The following is a 14072-nucleotide window of genomic DNA, read 5'->3' on the forward strand; positions in this document are numbered from 1 at the left end:
AATTAGCCTCGAACGTTGATAGCGAACACCCTCACCGGCTCAGGCCCGAAGTGTGGATGCTGGATTGTTCGCTCGACATAGCCGCGCCACGGTCTGACGATGCGGCGCTCGTGGTCGTCGGCTTTCGGATAACCGAGCATTAGCACGATGTGGTCGAAGTCGCGCATGGCAAGCCTCCGATACCAGTAGGCGTTATAGAGCCGATATTCCTCGACCTTCTCGCCCCTCCTGATTGCTTCGAAGTATTCACGCTTGAGCGGAAGGATCAGGTCAGCCATGATCACCTCCGCTTGCGGCTTGGGATGCGGCCTCGCCAGTTGATGGGGCGGCGCTCAGGGCTTCCAGCGTATCGTTGATAGCCTGAGAAGCTGCGGAGCGGAATGTTGCATGCGGCTTCAGTCGCTCGCATTGTGTGTGAACGCGTTCAGCGATCTCCCACTTCTGCGCAGCGGTAAGTGTCATCACCTGCGTCGGCTGTGCTGCCGGGGCGGTGTAGACAGGCGTCGTAGCGAGCCTTGGATGTGGCTCTGGATGGATCGTGGTAGTGCCGGTCCGATGTTGTGCCCACATCGAGTTGACATACCCAATCGCCTCCGCACCCTGCGCCACATTAGTGGAAGGGGATGCGGCGCGGGCTTGCCATCCGGCGCGAAACGACACTCTTTCGCCGGAACGTTTCGGCCAGTCGCTTGCTTCGAACGCAGCGTCGCACGCACTGCGTTCGTCCTGCACCTGATCAGCTGAACGAGACGCAGCATGAACAGCAGCAACGATTTTTCGCACGGTATCGACATGGACGATTTCATGGCTGGAGTCGCTCATGATGGAAGCTCCATGGCCGAGAAAATAATCGTCCTGCTGTGTAAAGTCGGATAGCGCTTCACGAACCCGGTCCATTGCATCGAGTGCGGCCGGGTGATCCCTCCATGCCCCGTGCTCGTCCTGCGCAACCGATGGCGCGGCAACTTCCGCAGTCGGCTCGCCATCCAGAACTGACAGCGCGAACTTCTGGATTTGTTCTTCACTGCCATCAAGCCAGCAGGCAATTTGATACAGCGCTTTTCGGTAGAACGCCGCCCGCTCATCATCCAGCACCACGGCAGATTGCGCGGTCTGTGCTGGCGGGGCAGCGCTCGTGCATCGGCAGCGTGTGCCAGTGACCGGATCGTCGCGAATCTTCTCTTTACACGTGCCGCAAACGCCGTGATACCGCACCGCCTCCGCACCCTGCGCCATATTGGCGGAAGGGGTACATGCTCCACTTGCAGCGGCGTGTAGATCTTTTGCCAGTGTAATTAATTGATCCAATGCGTCATTAAACCCTTCATCATATCCAGTAGATACCTTGCTTCGGCCAACATCAGGTTTTTTCTCAAGCAGGTCAACGCCGATGCAGAGCTCTTCCAGAAAATCCGAGACCGATTGAGGTTCTTCTTCGCGCTCACCCTGCGCCACATTGGCGGAAGGGGATGCGGCCACGCACAATGCCGCATAAAGCTGGTCTTCAGTTTGGTAGACTGAGTCCTGATTACGCAGCACTGCTCGCATTGCATCGTTGAGTGCAGGCATGCTCATGACTTTTCCCCAGCAGATACGTGAGCCGGAGCGACAATCTCCCACTCGTGGCCGTTCTCGGTAATGTTGAAGATGCGAATCGTCGCGGCGGGGATGCGCTTCGCGAGGTCCAGCCTCAACTCAAGCGGCTCTTGCGTCGGCCACGCCTGATCGACTTCATATTGCACGGCTTCATCGATCGAATGGAACGATGTCTCACCGTCGTACGCGGGCCACACCATGTCGGCGTCACAGGCCGTCAGCGTCACAGTCGCGGCAGCTTGGGGATCGGCGAGAATGGCCCGCAAGTCCTGAGCGCGGCGATACATCAGAGTCCCTGATTTAGGCTCTGATTGTTCAGCGGTCAGGATTGCCCACCAAACCGCTTTGCGCTGCTCAACAGTCAGTGTCACAGTCGCGGCTTCGCGAGGGAGCGGGGCGGCGTAGAGCGGGACGAACCCGTCGCGCGGCTCTTTGTTCAGGAAGCAGCCTTTGCCTGATATGCGAGGATCTTTGAGCGAATCAAGATCGGTCGCGCGCACATAGATCGGCTCTTGCGGCCCACCAGCAGCTATCGTGGCGTCTGCCTGCACGGCGGGAGTGGGAGCGCGGCGGTTCCATGCGTCGAGAGCCCGTTTTTCGACAGTGCTGTTATCCGCATAGCCGCCGTGCGGGATGATGCCCATCGCGCTTACGCTGGCGCCGCATCCAGAGCAGCGATAGGTGATCCGGTCGGCGTATGCAAATCGTTCGTCCAAGCCTTCCTTGTACAGATTGGCGTGGCCGCCGCAAAACGGGCATGACGACAAGCTCGCCCGTGCTTCAGTCCTGGTATTTGATGTCATGATGTGTCTCGGGATGGTTAGGCTGTCAGGTCGATTGCTTCGCGCGATGCGCGGATGAACTCGGCTGCCGCTTCCGCGTTGATCGCGTTACCGTAGGCGCGCAGTCGTCCCACTCGGGCGGGAGCCCCATCAACCAGCGGGAATGTGCCGGGTTCAACTGGCCGCCACTTTCCGTCCCGGCAGAGCAGCCAGTCAGCAGCTCGCCAGAAGCCGTTAGTCGGGCCGGCTGCGGCGGCAACTCCGGCAGATCGATCCCATGCCCCTTGATCGCCCGGCCGCAGAGCGCTTCCGTCTTGCGCGAGAAGTCGTTGTTCCCCGCCATGTTGTTTCCGTTCTGCGCTGGCGTTCCGGCCATCGGCGTCGGCCAGCCGGCCAATGTCGCCGCCATGCCCAGCGTCATCCCGAAGCCGTTGTTGCCGTGACGAGCTGCGCACTCCGCTCGCCGCGCTTCCCATGTCGAATCGTTGTCGTTCTGCGGCCCCGCGTTCGGCGTCGGCCACGATGCGAGCCACGCCACTCGACCGAGCAGCGCGTTCAGCGGCACGTTCGCGCACTCGCTGCCGTCCTTGTGATCGCGTGTTGTTGGCGTGGGCCATGAAGTACGCGCGGTCGCGGATGTGCGGAGCACCGACGCCCGCAGACGGGAACGGGACACACCCGAGTGCGTAACCCATCGCTTCCAGGTCAGCTTGAACAAGGTCGATCCAAGGGTCGATGTCCTTGCTCGCAACCTGTTCTCCAAAGATGACTGCAGGGCGGCGCTCGCCGACGAGCCATGCCCAAGCGGGCCAAAGGTGCCGCTCGTCAGCAAACCCAACTCCTTTGCCTGCCGCGCTGAAAGGTTGGCACGGACAGGAACCGGTCCAAACAGGTCGATCGTCAGGCCATCCGGCGAGTCGAAGCGCGTACGACCAGACACCGATTCCGGCGAAGAAATGGCACTGCGTGTAGCCTCGCAGGTCATCGGGTCGGACATCCTCAATGCTCCTTTCGTCTACGTCGCCTGCGGCGATATGCCCCTTGGCGATCAGGTTGCGCAGCCACTGCGCGGCGTATGGGTCAATCTCGTTGTAGTAAGCGGCCATGCCGGTAACGTGGTGGGTCAGGAGGGCTTGCGGATCATGACGTGCGAAGATCCGCTTTCGACGTCGGCGAGTGCGGATTCAAGCCAGCCCTTCACCCATTCATCACCGACGATGCCGCGCAACAGTTGGTAGCTGACAAGCAGACCAGCAGACAGGTAGTCAATCTTTTCCGCTTCAGTTTTGGTGGCGATCCCGTCGCGCTGAAAGCTCGCCAAAATCATGTCCAGTTGGCGCCGTTCTTCTGCACGCTCTTTGTCATGTGCTGCGCTCATGCTCGCCTCAATAGAAGTGTTTATTCGTGTGTGATGCGCTTTAGCTTGATGACCCAGACCCACGGGTTCGCTTGCCAGTTGGTAGCGGGCGTGGCAAGGCTGTCCCACAGGCTTTGAAAGCCAGCGCGGAACTTCAGGTGTTCAAGATCCGCGCCGACGATCGACGGCGTTGCGCCTTCGGCGATCGCGTCGTCTTCGTTGATGTCCTGCAAGCGATCGACGCGCACGCCAGTGACTTCGAGCGTGATGCGCGACGCCCAGCGCGGCATGTGGATGGACGGACGCCATGGCTCGCTGTCGCGGCCCTGCGTCGCCTGATACTCGACGCGGCGGCAGTACCGCTCATCCGGCACGTAGCGAGCGACGCCGTATTCGAGGGGCGCGCCGGGCGCACTGATTTCCACGACGCCGCGCCACGTCTCGCGCACCCACAGACGGTCGCCGGGTTGGCCGTAAGGACAGAACTGCAGCATGTCTCGGATGCACCATTGATCGGCCGGCAGGATGCCGCGTGCCGGGCGACGCCCCCAATACGCACCGCCGACCCAGCCGGTTTGCTCGACTGGCTGCGGCTTCACGACGCGCCGCGTCTGCGTCTTGCTGCCGTCGAGCAGAGCGCGCACCATCGGGCCGCTGAAGAGGATCGGACGTTCTTTTATAGTCATTTGCTGCCCCGATAGGTCTTGGTCAAAGCATGGTTGGCGGCGTGTCCGCGGCGACGCACGGCGTTCGCGAGTTGTGCGCGGTCGTGGTGGCTGCTCGGTGCTTGACCCAGCAGGCCGAAATAGCTGTTTGCGACAATCATTTCCACGTTCGCCCAGCGACGATTGCCCAGACGGTTCCTTGGGCCAGCCCGAATTCGCGCGCGAGTGCCAGTGACCCGTCCGTTCGGCTGTAAGGCTTGAAGCGACTCCGAATCTTCGCGACAATTTCAGGCGTTGCCTTGGTATTGGCCGGCTTATTTCCGACGGCGCGCCGAGCGCGACCCTTGCTGATCATGTCGCGTATGTTGTCAAGGCGCGACCCTAGGCTCAGATGCGCTGGATTGATGCACTTCCGGTTGTCGCAGGAGTGCATTACGTCTTGCTTTTCCATGATCGGCGCGTTGTGCAGCTCGAACGACACCCGATGCGCGAGCCGATTCTTGCCTTCGTGCCAGACTAGACCGTAGCCGGCCTTGCAGATGTGGCCAGTGAATTCGAGGCATTCGCCGCTCCTCGCAGTGCGGCGCATCAGGTTGTCGATCGTTGCCATGCTTAAACCTCGGCGCGAGAAGGAATAAATCTGCGGACGGCGCGGGCGCGGAACTCGTAGTGCTGGGGGGTGTAGTACTGATGGCCGTCGCGGAAGTGCTGACACCAGGCCCAGCCGGACTCCGATTCATGCGCCTCGGCCGACCAGTACGCGCGCTCTTCGAACTCGCTTTTCAGGTTCGCGAAGAGCAGTGATTGCTCGCGGCGTGTCGGGAGTTCGCCACCCTGCTCGGCGGCCCATTCCTTCGCAGCCGACCACGAGACGTCGTCGACGTCGCCCGGCAAAAGAATCAGGTGATGCGACAGTTCGCCGTTTTCGTCGAGCACGATCCCGGCGTAGCGCTCACCCGGTGCGAGCGGAATCGTCACGGCCGGGATGTGGAGTTCCGTTGCGCGCGTTGGCTGCTTCCTGAACTCATCGATCAGTTTGTTGATTCGGGACTGTTCGGCCTCGATGGCCTCAAGCGTGATGGTCATTGCGATGCTCCGTTGTGAATGGGCAAATGATTAAATCGACAATCTGCGGACGGCGCGGGCGCGGAACTCGCCGCCCTGGCGGTCGTAGCCCTGACTGCCGAAGTCGAAGCACTGAAACCAGGCCCAGCCGGAATAACCGGGGTCGCTGTCGGGCGTGTTCGACCAGTAGGCGTCCTTCTGGAACTGGTCGCGGTGCTGCTCGAACGCGATCACGAGCTCGGCGCGCGTCGGCAGGTCGCCGCCGATGCTTTTTGCCCAATCCATCTGGGCCTGCCACGACGCGTCGTCGTTGTCGCCGGGCAGGAGGATGGTGTGTGTGACATCGCCGTTCGCATCGACGAAGCCACCGAGGTAGATTTCGCCATCGGCCAGCGGGGGAATCTGAATTTGTTGCATGGTTTCTCCGGGGAAAAAGGACCGGCCCATACAGGCGCCGGCCAACACACACATGCGGAGATCGCAGCGTGTTTCTTTGATGGGACGCACCACTACGCCACTCGCGCAAGAGATTCGCGCCGTGAAGGCTTCATCTTGCGTGGCGAGCGGTGCGTGGAGGGTTCAGGCGGCTTGCTGGCGGAGCATTTGTTCGAAAGCGGTCACACGTCTTTCGAATGCGACAAGCATCTCGACCATTTCGTCAATGAAGTTGTCGTCACGATAGATGCGCTTGTAGAACAGATCCTTGCCGACCGGCTCAAGCGCTGGCACGTACTGGATGAAATCGATCCACTTCCGTCCTGTAATCCAAAGTCCGCCCTGTAACTGGCATTCGTACTCTGAGATATCGTGCGTCGTGAGCATGTCCATGATTTTCACGCTATCGACCGGACACTTGATCTCGATCAGGCCGTCATCACCCACCAGGCCATCAGACGAATACCCGAACTTGCGGTCGTCTGTCAGGATCACACCCGATTCACTGGCCAGGTTGCCGGTGCGGGCCTCATAGCCCATCCTCGCGAACCCTTCCATTTCATGTCCGCGGTCAAGCGTCCATGCTTTGACAGGTTCACCGTAGGGTTTGCCGCTTACGCGCTCAATCGCAATGTCCAGTGCGTATTTGTCGGATGCGCCCGTCGGGTCGCCCGGATTCTTGTTGCCGGATTTCCGTTGCAGCACGGAAATGGCATCAGCAAAGCATGATGCGGTGATAGCGCCGCAGCGGGATTCCAACCAGAGGGGCGTGCCCTGTTTGCAATTTACGACAATCATTCCTGTGCCCCCTGTTCCGCTGCCATCTGGCGTTGAAAATCGGCTTTGAGTTCGGCGTCATCGGAACCGTGTTGACGCTCTGCCGTTTGCGCTGTCTGAGCCTTGAGAACTGGTCCACGCGCCTCAACTGCCGCCTTGAACGAGTTCGACGCGGACACGTCCTTGGCGGCGTTGATCTCACGGACACCCTCTTTCCATACCTTCGCGAGTTCGTCGGCAGTCTTGGCGGCGTTTGCTGCCGTTACCCACTTCAGGGCAAGCGCACTCAACACCGGCTCACCCGGCTCATCGTGAGCTCGCAACTCTTCCGGCACATCTTCGATGTCCTGCGTGAAGATGTCCGACGCGCCAGTCACATTCAGAGTCATGGCGATCTTCGCGCGCTTGCATGCCATTTTCAGGATGGTGTTCGCCTGATCGGCCGACTCGGTGCGGATCTGCTGTTGCTTCTCGACCTTGTTTTGCCACTTGGAGAATTTCAGGCGACGCAGGTTTTCCGGCGTCACTTCGAATTCCTCTGCGCAGATCGCGCGTCGCCACTTGTACTTTTCCTCGTGTGATGAACATTCGCCGAGCCCTTCGCCCAGCACGACACCGGTCACTTGGTGAACTCCGATGCAACGAACCCGGTAGCGGGCCATGCCGTCGACCGTCAGGTCTTCTATCTCGTACTTGTCGGCGATCCGGAAAGTGACGCATAGTACCTCCGCGCCCGGCTTGTACAGCGACGGCTTCTTAGTGCCTGGGATGACGCCGTAGTGCGTGTCGCTCTTCATGATCGAGCGCATTACCTCCTGCACCAAATTCACGCGCTGTCGGATCTCGACGGCGGAAAACTGATGCACCTCGCTCGATACGATGCCGGCCGTCTCTCGTCGCGGCATTTCGATTATTTCGTTCACGCTGCCTTCTCCAATTTATTGATCAGCGCCGCTACGTTGAACTTGGCGAGCCAGCCCAGTGCAACATCAGCGTCGACGTCGAACTGCGTCGCCACAGTGACCAGAATTTGATCGTCGCCCGGGCCATGCTTCTCGAATTCCACGCGTTCACGGCGCTGCTGCTCGGCAATCGCCGCGTCCTGTTCGGCGCGGATTCGTTCGGCTTCGGCACGTGCCGCCGCTTCCTCGGCTTCCCGCTTGCGCCGCTCTTCCTCTGCAACACGCGCAGCCTCGGCTGCAATCGCTGCCTGCTTCTCACGTTCGACCCGGGCGGCTTCGTCGGCCTGACGTTGGCGCTCGGCGTCGATTGCTGCCTGCTGACGGGCGATCTCGGCGCGCTGCTCGGCCAACTTCGCTTCCTCCACCTCGCGCTGCCGGCGCAACTCTGCTTCGTGGGCTTCGCGTTCGGCCCGCAGACGTGCTTCCTCTGCCTGACGTGCTTCGCGGGCTTTACGCTCTTCCTCAGCCCGCGCTGCCGCAGCGATGCGCTCCCGCTCGGCTGCTTCGGCGCGTTCGCGTTCGAGCTGGGCACGTTCCGCAGCGATGCGCGTCTGCTCGACTTCATGTGCCTGCTGACAGGCCAGCATTTCGCCGAGCTTGGCGATAACTACGGCCTTAACAATCTCCGCTTCCCCCGCGAATTCCTGGTGGCTTTCCAGCGTGATCTGCACGACCTCCAGACTGTCAATCGCCGCCGCGATCGTCTCGGCCGACTTGCCGACCAGCAGTGACGGAATTGCTTGCATGTCGGTGATGCGCTGACGGATAGCATCAACGCGCGCTTTCTCGGCGGCGGCCTTCGCTGCTTTCTCGCGTTCGCGCTCGGCGTCCCATTCATCCCGCAGCGTGCGCAGCCGCCCTTCTTCCGGCTCGATCAGCGCAACCAGCCGCTTTTCTTCTTCGATAACAGCCTTCGAAAACTTCGTGGCATCGTCGCGGGCTTCCTTGCCTGCTTTCGTGATCGCGATGCGTCGGTTTGCCAGTTCCATCATGGCGCCGTGCGTCTGCTCGCGACCTGCCGGGTTGCGGATCTCGGTAATGTCCGAGTACTTCTTCGCCAGCGCGATCAATTCCTGTTCGTGCCGGGCTGATTCCAGCGCGACAGCTGCACGCTGCGGCACCGTCAATTCTTTGCTCTCGCTCATGCTGCTTTCCTCTGTTGTTCTTTCCATGCCTCAAACCTCGCCTCATACACTTCGAAATACCCGGCGAACGTTTTGCGCAACTTTGTTCGGTTGATCGAATCGGCCATCAGATAGCAATGAGCGAGCGCTTTAATGAATGAGCCGCCCTCCACTTCCATGACATGCAGGGCGTTGTCGTAGTGCTGTGTCATGCCGCCCCCGCCCGAATCGCCACCGCGATCCACCAGACGCAGCCGATCGCGATACCGCAGCCGATCGCCCAAACCCATTCCTTCGCACAGCTTCGGCGCTCGACGTGCAACTTCGCGTAAGGTCCGAATGCATCATTGATCGATCGCGATGTGCGGTACTGAAAATTCCGAATGTCTCTTGAGAACATGGTCAGGCTCCCATCAACTGTTTAATCACCAGTGCCGCGAAAGTCACAACCATGCCGATAGCCGAACCGGCGAAGATTGCGGTATGGATGCCGGTGGTGCGGTTCATGCGCTGCTCGGTGGCGAGGCGATCCCGGCCAATGTCGGAGATCAGCGTCGTGCAGCCGTCGTGGACTTCGTGGATGGTGCTCATATCTGGCTGCCTGTAACTTTTGCGATTGCGCTCAACGCCGACTGGTACTGGCTCAAATGAGCCGGATCCCATCCGTTTGTCGTACAAGTTGTGATCCATATATCAACCATGCCTTGGAGCGCTTCGAGCAGCTCGGGCGCGGCGGAGATCAGGCGGGAATTGGCTTCGCTTATCCCAGGAAAGTCGTCGCTGAAAGTCACGTCACAAACTGGATATCCGTTCGGACCGCGTACGATGAACTTGTCCGGGCTGCCGACATGCCAAGGCGCTGTCGTATGCTTGATCTTGCTCATCACCATGTCCCCCACTGCCGATTAGTGCGCGGATAATCGACACGCTCGAAGTGCTTGTCCGAAGCGATCTCCGCCAATTCCTTTTCCGTGATCGGCGGTTCCGGATCGAGATGCGCGTCCAGAAGGTTGTCCTGCCGATACTCCGCCTCTCGCTGGGCTTGCTTAAACTTCCGCAGGCTTCGGTAGCTCATGATGGTCTCTATATGTAGGACTGCTATTCATTAAGACGTGCACCCTGGCGACTGGCTACGGCTCGCGATGCCACGCGTCAGGGGGCCGGTCTTTCCCGGCTGTCATCGGCGCTTGCATCCGATTCACTCGTTCACCCATGAGCTTTCGCTGGGTCCGTCTCTCCGGATGTCGCACCACTCCTTTCGCCCACTACAGGCCCGGCAGGTGTCGCGTTGAGTTCTCGGCCCGAATCCCACGGACCTCGGCAATCTAGAGAATGAAACAGCCGCCGTGGCTTGATCCTGAATCAGTCGAGTTGGTCAACTACAACCGTCCCACTCACGCGAACAAGTTTTCCGGTTGCTGCGTCCATGAAGTACCAGCCGTCGCTGTGGCTTTCGGTCTGAACCTTGCCATTCGAGCGCCATTGCTTGATCACTGAGCCGTTGGCCGCATAGAGTGTGATTTCGAATTTCGCGCCAAACCCGCCTATCTGCGCCTTGTCCGCATCCGTACAACCCTGCAGGGCCGACGCGGCGATCAACGATGCGATGAGAATTGATTTCTTCATGTGTACCTCTGTAGTCAGTCGGTCGGCAACAGCTCGCGACGGAAGCGGAGCCACGCCGCCTCATCCTTTGCCCGATCCGCCGCCATCTGCTCGTCAACCCATGCGAGCGAGAATTCGAGCCATTGTTCGGTTTCTTCGCTCATGTCGGCCTCACCAGAATTTAGCGACGAAATGCGAGAGCACAAAAATTCCGAAGCCGATCCCGCCCAGCATAAATAACGTGAGCAAGATGGCAGTAAGTTCAACTGACGTAAATCCGCGCTGCTTCTTCACGCTCCCACCTCCACCCTTGTTGATCCATTCCGCCGCGCATCGCGTCGTTCATCGGCGCCGCGAATAAATGCCATCGCCAGCAACGACAAAGCGGCGTAGCCGATGATCCCGGCCCAGACATATTGGATGTCGATGTTCATTTCATTCCTCGATTTCGATCGGAACAGCGACGGCAAGAGCGCCGATCAAACTCCTGAATTGGGCTTCATGAAGCGTGTCATGCCACACTGCGCGATAGCCGCCAGCAATTATTGTGGCGTGCTCTGGATACAGGTTTACGTACACCGTCCGCTTCTTCGGCGCCATTCGGAGCCAATCGCTAAGGTCCCCCGAGTAGCGAAGCATCCCTAGGCTGACGTGATCGACAATCACCGCGTCTGCCCAGCCGAGGCCGACGAACTTCACGTTGTTCCATTCACCATCAATGCGCGCCTGGATGGGTTCGCCGCGCTTTGCAGCGTCAAGGTCAAACGGCTTCATCTTTTCTCCTAGCACCACGCGATCTGGCCGTAGTCCACCGACTGAACCAGCCGCGAATTGGAATAGACGTCGAAATGCCTGGCAAACGTCAGGAAGTAGTTGGATATTCTCGGCGCGTAGGACCGAAACCCGAATTCGCTGTAGAACATGATTCACTCCTATCCTGGGTGGCGGTCAGGCAGCATCCTTTTCTTCGAATTGCACTTCGACCCAAAATCCGGTCATCAGATTGGCGGGTTTAGTCTTCGCGATAACTCGCCCATAGACAGACCATTTGGGTAGGCGCAAACGAAGTGCAGCGAAAACGCCATAATTCTCGCCAGCCTCGATGCCCCGGCCAGCCTCGATGCCCTCGCCAGCCTCGATGCCCCCGCCAGCCTCGATGCCCCCGCCAGCCTCGATGCCCCCGCCAGCCTCGATGCCCCCGCCAGCCTCGATGCCCCCGCCAGCCTCGATGCCCCGGCCAGCCTCGATGCCCCCGCCAGCCTCGATGCCCCCGCCAGCCTCGATGCCCCCGCCAGCCTCGATGCCCCCGCCAGCCCGCAACGAAAATTCGATGGTGATCGAGCCAGAAACGCGGATCGATCCGGCAAACACGAAGTGCCTCTTCTCCAGCCTCTCCACGTCGAGAACGTCATCGGTTTTCCCGAATGCGTTCAGCAGCCAGTACGCGTCATCGAATCGATCGTCATCGCATAGTGCGTCGAGAATTTCCTGATACTCTCCGCCTTCTGGAAAATTTCTCAAATACCATTCATAGCCCTCCGCACACGGATGCTTTTCTTTCAGAAATTCCTTCGTGATTTTCATATTCACCTCTGTAGGAATACTAAGTTATGAAGAATCACCTAACCGCTACCAGCTCATCGAACCGGCAACGGCAAGGGGACTCGAAACAGTGTTCAGGCGTGAAAGCTGGCCGGTGGTACTCGCCCCACTTAGCCGATCCATTTCGATGATCGGCGCCAACCTCCACACCTCAAAACTGCTGAGGGCCGTCTTTCCGGCTGTCATTTTGGCGACCAGCTTCCCGCCAGACGCCTGCCGCTACGTGCACTCACTGGCAGTAGCGCGCCGACTTAGATCGTGATCTCGCTCAGAAAGGATCGGCAACTTCGCATATCAATCTCCTTGAGTTGATGCCGGGTCGTTCATGGCCAGCCCGGATTCGCCAACAAAGCCGGATCACGCCGGTACGTACTGCAAAAACTTCAGTGCTTCGTGAATGACGCTGCGGCCAAGGCGCTCCCGCGACCTCTTCGCCAGTAATAACGGGTTCCGTCCCGCCAACCAACTCGGCGCTTCACAGTGCTATGACTCCACGCCGCACAACGCCATTCACGAAAAACTGCTAGGCGGGAACGGTACGATTCGAACGTACGGGGTCTTGGGGACTTGCCCCTCACCACCTGAACTCAATCAGGCTGCTTTAAACCACTCAGCCACATTCCCAAAAACTGCTCACGTGGGGCTCCGGTCTGTCTCCCTTCCCCGCACGCCTTCCGCAACAGCCACCCGAATCCTGTTCCGATGACTGCTGCGGGCGCTCCGCTTTTTACTCGAGCGGTTGCTTTGTTCCGAGCCCCGAAGGGAATGGTTGCGATACTCTGCTTTCTCGCGTCCACCATGAGGACAACGGCTCGACAGATATCTCCGGTCACCCCGGCCTTACGTGTCGTGCGCTATGGATCGAGGACGTTTGTTTAAGGCTTGCTCAGCGTACGTTGCCCATTTGCAATTCCCGGGACAATAGTCGCCGTCGTTGTCGATTCGCTCAATCGTGAGTTTCTCGTGTTCTGGATAACCCATATCTGCTATGAAGTTATCCAGTGACTCCATCCATCGGTCGCACACCTTGATTCCGCGGCCACCGTAGTGCTCGTAGCCGATCGCTTGCGGGTCGTTGCATCTGCGGATCATCATCACATACCGGTTCCGCAATTTGACTCGCGCCTTCCGTTCTTCCGGTGAGGCTATTGGCCCGTGCTTTACGGTGCCTCGGCCAATGCATCCACACGATCGAGACATACCGGAGAGCGTGTTACCGACCTGTTTCACCGTTTTATTCCCGCATGCGCAGAGAAATTCGCCGCTCGGGTTCCTCTTGTCTCTTTCCGGGTCTACCTGCACGAACCCGATGAATTCCACTAGGTGCGTCCCTTCAACCTGCTTCAATCGCGCATTAACATTCGCGACGCTCAAGCGTGTCTTAAACATTCGGTCCTCAATTTGTTAAAGAACATTTGCCCCACCAGGCGACGCCATGCGCCTGTGGTCCTCTACTGCGGTGCTATTCGCACTGAGAAGCGATCTGGCGCTTCTCGCTACGAACAGTTACTTCTTGATATTTGCCTTCCAATACCGCGCTATAGAGATAGCGTCAGGCCCTGCGATGCTCTTTCGGCAGTGAAGCTTCTGGTCTGCCGAGAGCGCTTTAAACCACTTCATGGCGGCTTTCACTTCTTCCATCGTCACATCCAACATTTCAGACTCCTTTTTCACGGTCTCGTCAGTGAGCGCTTTACGCTCAGACCGCCGGAGCGGTTTCGACCTATTGGGCTGTTTCGAGATTAGCGATGGACTTATGCAGTGCGTAGCCTTTGCGGAAAGCATCGAACAACGCATTGACGTGACCGTCCTGATACACAATGCCCTTGAGCCACAAGTCTTTCGGCTCTTTGTCCAAGCGACATCCCTTGAACGCGCGATCGAAGTTCGCGATTAGCTCGTAATGCTCTTGGCTCTTGAGTTGCATCTCTCATCCCCTCGGTTCGTGCTGCGTTGGTAGTGCTGCGGTGTGCTGCTTGCTTGAGGTGAATTATTGCAAATGTACTTAGTCGATTCAAGTACATTTGCAATTTAATTTGTAACAGCGATCTGCGCGCTCGAGACGTCGCGACGAGCGCAGACGCAAAAAAGCCCGCTCGGGC

The 14072-nt window shown here is 59.0% G+C and carries 24 protein-coding genes and 1 tRNA gene; all 25 read right to left on the reverse strand.

Features of this window, described 5'->3' with window-relative positions:
* Window positions 1-2: 2 nt before the first annotated feature.
* Window positions 3-278, reverse strand: a complete 276-nt coding sequence (locus tag HHL14_RS29175) for an ASCH domain-containing protein (RefSeq protein WP_169501073.1) — start codon at window positions 276-278, stop codon at window positions 3-5.
* Window positions 271-1575 carry a hypothetical protein gene (locus tag HHL14_RS29180; protein ID WP_169501074.1) on the reverse strand — a complete coding sequence of 435 codons (1305 nt, stop codon included), beginning with the start codon at window positions 1573-1575 and terminating at the stop codon, window positions 271-273. Before HHL14_RS29180 ends, HHL14_RS29175 begins: the two co-directional genes overlap by 8 nt.
* On the reverse strand, window positions 1572-2399 hold the full coding sequence (locus HHL14_RS29185) for a Lar family restriction alleviation protein (RefSeq protein ID WP_169501075.1): 828 nt from the start codon (window positions 2397-2399) through the stop codon (window positions 1572-1574). The genes HHL14_RS29180 and HHL14_RS29185 overlap by 4 nt, the downstream gene beginning before the upstream one ends.
* Window positions 2400-2416: 17 nt before the next feature.
* On the reverse strand, window positions 2417-3484 hold the full coding sequence (locus HHL14_RS29190; protein ID WP_169501076.1) for a DNA cytosine methyltransferase: 1068 nt from the start codon (window positions 3482-3484) through the stop codon (window positions 2417-2419).
* A gap of 17 nt (window positions 3485-3501) precedes the next feature.
* On the reverse strand, window positions 3502-3756 hold the full coding sequence (locus HHL14_RS29195; protein WP_169501077.1) for a hypothetical protein: 255 nt from the start codon (window positions 3754-3756) through the stop codon (window positions 3502-3504).
* A 20-nt stretch (window positions 3757-3776) separates the two neighbouring features.
* The gene (locus HHL14_RS29200) at window positions 3777-4421 is read right to left on the reverse strand and encodes a hypothetical protein (protein WP_206002577.1); all 645 of its coding nucleotides are present in this window, start codon (window positions 4419-4421) and stop codon (window positions 3777-3779) included.
* A 136-nt stretch (window positions 4422-4557) separates the two neighbouring features.
* Window positions 4558-5010, reverse strand: a complete 453-nt coding sequence (locus tag HHL14_RS29205) for an HNH endonuclease signature motif containing protein (protein ID WP_169501078.1) — start codon at window positions 5008-5010, stop codon at window positions 4558-4560.
* A gap of 2 nt (window positions 5011-5012) precedes the next feature.
* Complete coding sequence (locus tag HHL14_RS29210) at window positions 5013-5486, reverse strand: DUF1566 domain-containing protein (RefSeq protein WP_169501079.1); 474 nt, start codon at window positions 5484-5486, stop codon at window positions 5013-5015.
* A 30-nt stretch (window positions 5487-5516) separates the two neighbouring features.
* Window positions 5517-5882, reverse strand: coding sequence for a DUF1566 domain-containing protein (locus HHL14_RS29215; protein WP_169501080.1), 366 nt, complete (start codon window positions 5880-5882; stop codon window positions 5517-5519).
* Window positions 5883-6044: 162 nt separating this feature from the next.
* On the reverse strand, window positions 6045-6698 hold the full coding sequence (locus HHL14_RS29220; RefSeq protein WP_169501081.1) for a lambda exonuclease family protein: 654 nt from the start codon (window positions 6696-6698) through the stop codon (window positions 6045-6047).
* Window positions 6695-7600, reverse strand: a complete 906-nt coding sequence (locus HHL14_RS29225; RefSeq protein WP_169501082.1) for a hypothetical protein — start codon at window positions 7598-7600, stop codon at window positions 6695-6697. Before HHL14_RS29225 ends, HHL14_RS29220 begins: the two co-directional genes overlap by 4 nt.
* Window positions 7597-8784 (reverse strand): hypothetical protein, encoded by a 1188-nt coding sequence (locus tag HHL14_RS29230; RefSeq protein WP_169501083.1) that lies wholly within the window; start codon window positions 8782-8784, stop codon window positions 7597-7599. Before HHL14_RS29230 ends, HHL14_RS29225 begins: the two co-directional genes overlap by 4 nt.
* The gene (locus HHL14_RS29235; RefSeq protein WP_169501084.1) at window positions 8781-9047 is read right to left on the reverse strand and encodes a hypothetical protein; all 267 of its coding nucleotides are present in this window, start codon (window positions 9045-9047) and stop codon (window positions 8781-8783) included. Before HHL14_RS29235 ends, HHL14_RS29230 begins: the two co-directional genes overlap by 4 nt.
* A 118-nt stretch (window positions 9048-9165) precedes the next feature.
* The gene (locus HHL14_RS29240; RefSeq protein ID WP_169501085.1) at window positions 9166-9354 is read right to left on the reverse strand and encodes a hypothetical protein; all 189 of its coding nucleotides are present in this window, start codon (window positions 9352-9354) and stop codon (window positions 9166-9168) included.
* Window positions 9351-9647: a hypothetical protein gene (locus HHL14_RS29245; protein ID WP_169501086.1), complete on the reverse strand. Its 297-nt coding sequence runs from the start codon at window positions 9645-9647 to the stop codon at window positions 9351-9353. Before HHL14_RS29245 ends, HHL14_RS29240 begins: the two co-directional genes overlap by 4 nt.
* A complete protein-coding gene (locus HHL14_RS29250; RefSeq protein WP_169501087.1) occupies window positions 9647-9838 on the reverse strand; it encodes a hypothetical protein in 192 nt (63 codons plus the stop codon). Before HHL14_RS29250 ends, HHL14_RS29245 begins: the two co-directional genes overlap by 1 nt.
* 287 nt (window positions 9839-10125) lie before the next feature.
* Window positions 10126-10389 (reverse strand): hypothetical protein, encoded by a 264-nt coding sequence (locus HHL14_RS29255; RefSeq protein WP_169501088.1) that lies wholly within the window; start codon window positions 10387-10389, stop codon window positions 10126-10128.
* A 14-nt stretch (window positions 10390-10403) separates the two neighbouring features.
* Complete coding sequence (locus HHL14_RS33650) at window positions 10404-10532, reverse strand: hypothetical protein (RefSeq protein ID WP_268966658.1); 129 nt, start codon at window positions 10530-10532, stop codon at window positions 10404-10406.
* A 7-nt stretch (window positions 10533-10539) separates the two neighbouring features.
* Window positions 10540-10662, reverse strand: a complete 123-nt coding sequence (locus tag HHL14_RS33655; RefSeq protein ID WP_268966659.1) for a hypothetical protein — start codon at window positions 10660-10662, stop codon at window positions 10540-10542.
* Entirely contained in the window at window positions 10659-10802 is a 144-nt protein-coding gene (locus tag HHL14_RS29260) for a hypothetical protein (protein ID WP_169501089.1), read from the reverse strand. The genes HHL14_RS33655 and HHL14_RS29260 overlap by 4 nt, the downstream gene beginning before the upstream one ends.
* Window position 10803: 1 nt before the next feature.
* A complete protein-coding gene (locus tag HHL14_RS29265; RefSeq protein WP_169501090.1) occupies window positions 10804-11142 on the reverse strand; it encodes a hypothetical protein in 339 nt (112 codons plus the stop codon).
* Window positions 11143-11316: 174 nt separating this feature from the next.
* Window positions 11317-11952 carry a hypothetical protein gene (locus HHL14_RS33405; RefSeq protein ID WP_230413255.1) on the reverse strand — a complete coding sequence of 212 codons (636 nt, stop codon included), beginning with the start codon at window positions 11950-11952 and terminating at the stop codon, window positions 11317-11319.
* 546 nt (window positions 11953-12498) lie between these two features.
* Window positions 12499-12594, reverse strand: a tRNA-OTHER gene (locus HHL14_RS29280).
* Between the two features lie 882 nt (window positions 12595-13476).
* A complete protein-coding gene (locus HHL14_RS29285) occupies window positions 13477-13626 on the reverse strand; it encodes a hypothetical protein (RefSeq protein WP_169501092.1) in 150 nt (49 codons plus the stop codon).
* A 67-nt stretch (window positions 13627-13693) separates the two neighbouring features.
* Window positions 13694-13897, reverse strand: a complete 204-nt coding sequence (locus tag HHL14_RS29290; protein ID WP_169501093.1) for a hypothetical protein — start codon at window positions 13895-13897, stop codon at window positions 13694-13696.
* Window positions 13898-14072 lie beyond the last annotated feature (175 nt).

Source organism: Paraburkholderia antibiotica, from assembly GCF_012927125.1.
Taxonomy (GTDB): Bacteria; Pseudomonadota; Gammaproteobacteria; order Burkholderiales; family Burkholderiaceae; genus Paraburkholderia; species Paraburkholderia antibiotica.

What these genes read in the sequence shown, in the direction of transcription:
- HHL14_RS29290 (WP_169501093.1), bottom strand. Translation starts at nt 13,897, where the DNA reads ATGCAACTCAAGAGCCAAGAGCATTACGAGCTAATCGCGAACTTCGAT.
- HHL14_RS33650 (WP_268966658.1), bottom strand. Translation starts at nt 10,532, where the DNA reads ATGAGCGAAGAAACCGAACAATGGCTCGAATTCTCGCTCGCATGGGTT.
- HHL14_RS29205 (WP_169501078.1), bottom strand. Translation starts at nt 5,010, where the DNA reads ATGGCAACGATCGACAACCTGATGCGCCGCACTGCGAGGAGCGGCGAA.
- HHL14_RS29185 (WP_169501075.1), bottom strand. Translation starts at nt 2,399, where the DNA reads ATGACATCAAATACCAGGACTGAAGCACGGGCGAGCTTGTCGTCATGC.
- HHL14_RS29195 (WP_169501077.1), bottom strand. Translation starts at nt 3,756, where the DNA reads ATGAGCGCAGCACATGACAAAGAGCGTGCAGAAGAACGGCGCCAACTG.
- HHL14_RS29230 (WP_169501083.1), bottom strand. Translation starts at nt 8,784, where the DNA reads ATGAGCGAGAGCAAAGAATTGACGGTGCCGCAGCGTGCAGCTGTCGCG.
- HHL14_RS33405 (WP_230413255.1), bottom strand. Translation starts at nt 11,952, where the DNA reads ATGAAAATCACGAAGGAATTTCTGAAAGAAAAGCATCCGTGTGCGGAG.
- HHL14_RS29200 (WP_206002577.1), bottom strand. Translation starts at nt 4,421, where the DNA reads ATGACTATAAAAGAACGTCCGATCCTCTTCAGCGGCCCGATGGTGCGC.
- HHL14_RS29250 (WP_169501087.1), bottom strand. Translation starts at nt 9,838, where the DNA reads ATGAGCTACCGAAGCCTGCGGAAGTTTAAGCAAGCCCAGCGAGAGGCG.
- HHL14_RS29215 (WP_169501080.1), bottom strand. Translation starts at nt 5,882, where the DNA reads ATGCAACAAATTCAGATTCCCCCGCTGGCCGATGGCGAAATCTACCTC.
- HHL14_RS29210 (WP_169501079.1), bottom strand. Translation starts at nt 5,486, where the DNA reads ATGACCATCACGCTTGAGGCCATCGAGGCCGAACAGTCCCGAATCAAC.
- HHL14_RS29285 (WP_169501092.1), bottom strand. Translation starts at nt 13,626, where the DNA reads ATGTTGGATGTGACGATGGAAGAAGTGAAAGCCGCCATGAAGTGGTTT.
- HHL14_RS29175 (WP_169501073.1), bottom strand. Translation starts at nt 278, where the DNA reads ATGGCTGACCTGATCCTTCCGCTCAAGCGTGAATACTTCGAAGCAATC.
- HHL14_RS29220 (WP_169501081.1), bottom strand. Translation starts at nt 6,698, where the DNA reads ATGATTGTCGTAAATTGCAAACAGGGCACGCCCCTCTGGTTGGAATCC.
- HHL14_RS29255 (WP_169501088.1), bottom strand. Translation starts at nt 10,389, where the DNA reads ATGAAGAAATCAATTCTCATCGCATCGTTGATCGCCGCGTCGGCCCTG.
- HHL14_RS29240 (WP_169501085.1), bottom strand. Translation starts at nt 9,354, where the DNA reads ATGAGCACCATCCACGAAGTCCACGACGGCTGCACGACGCTGATCTCC.
- HHL14_RS29245 (WP_169501086.1), bottom strand. Translation starts at nt 9,647, where the DNA reads ATGAGCAAGATCAAGCATACGACAGCGCCTTGGCATGTCGGCAGCCCG.
- HHL14_RS29180 (WP_169501074.1), bottom strand. Translation starts at nt 1,575, where the DNA reads ATGAGCATGCCTGCACTCAACGATGCAATGCGAGCAGTGCTGCGTAAT.
- HHL14_RS29190 (WP_169501076.1), bottom strand. Translation starts at nt 3,484, where the DNA reads ATGGCCGCTTACTACAACGAGATTGACCCATACGCCGCGCAGTGGCTG.
- HHL14_RS29260 (WP_169501089.1), bottom strand. Translation starts at nt 10,802, where the DNA reads ATGAACATCGACATCCAATATGTCTGGGCCGGGATCATCGGCTACGCC.
- HHL14_RS29265 (WP_169501090.1), bottom strand. Translation starts at nt 11,142, where the DNA reads ATGAAGCCGTTTGACCTTGACGCTGCAAAGCGCGGCGAACCCATCCAG.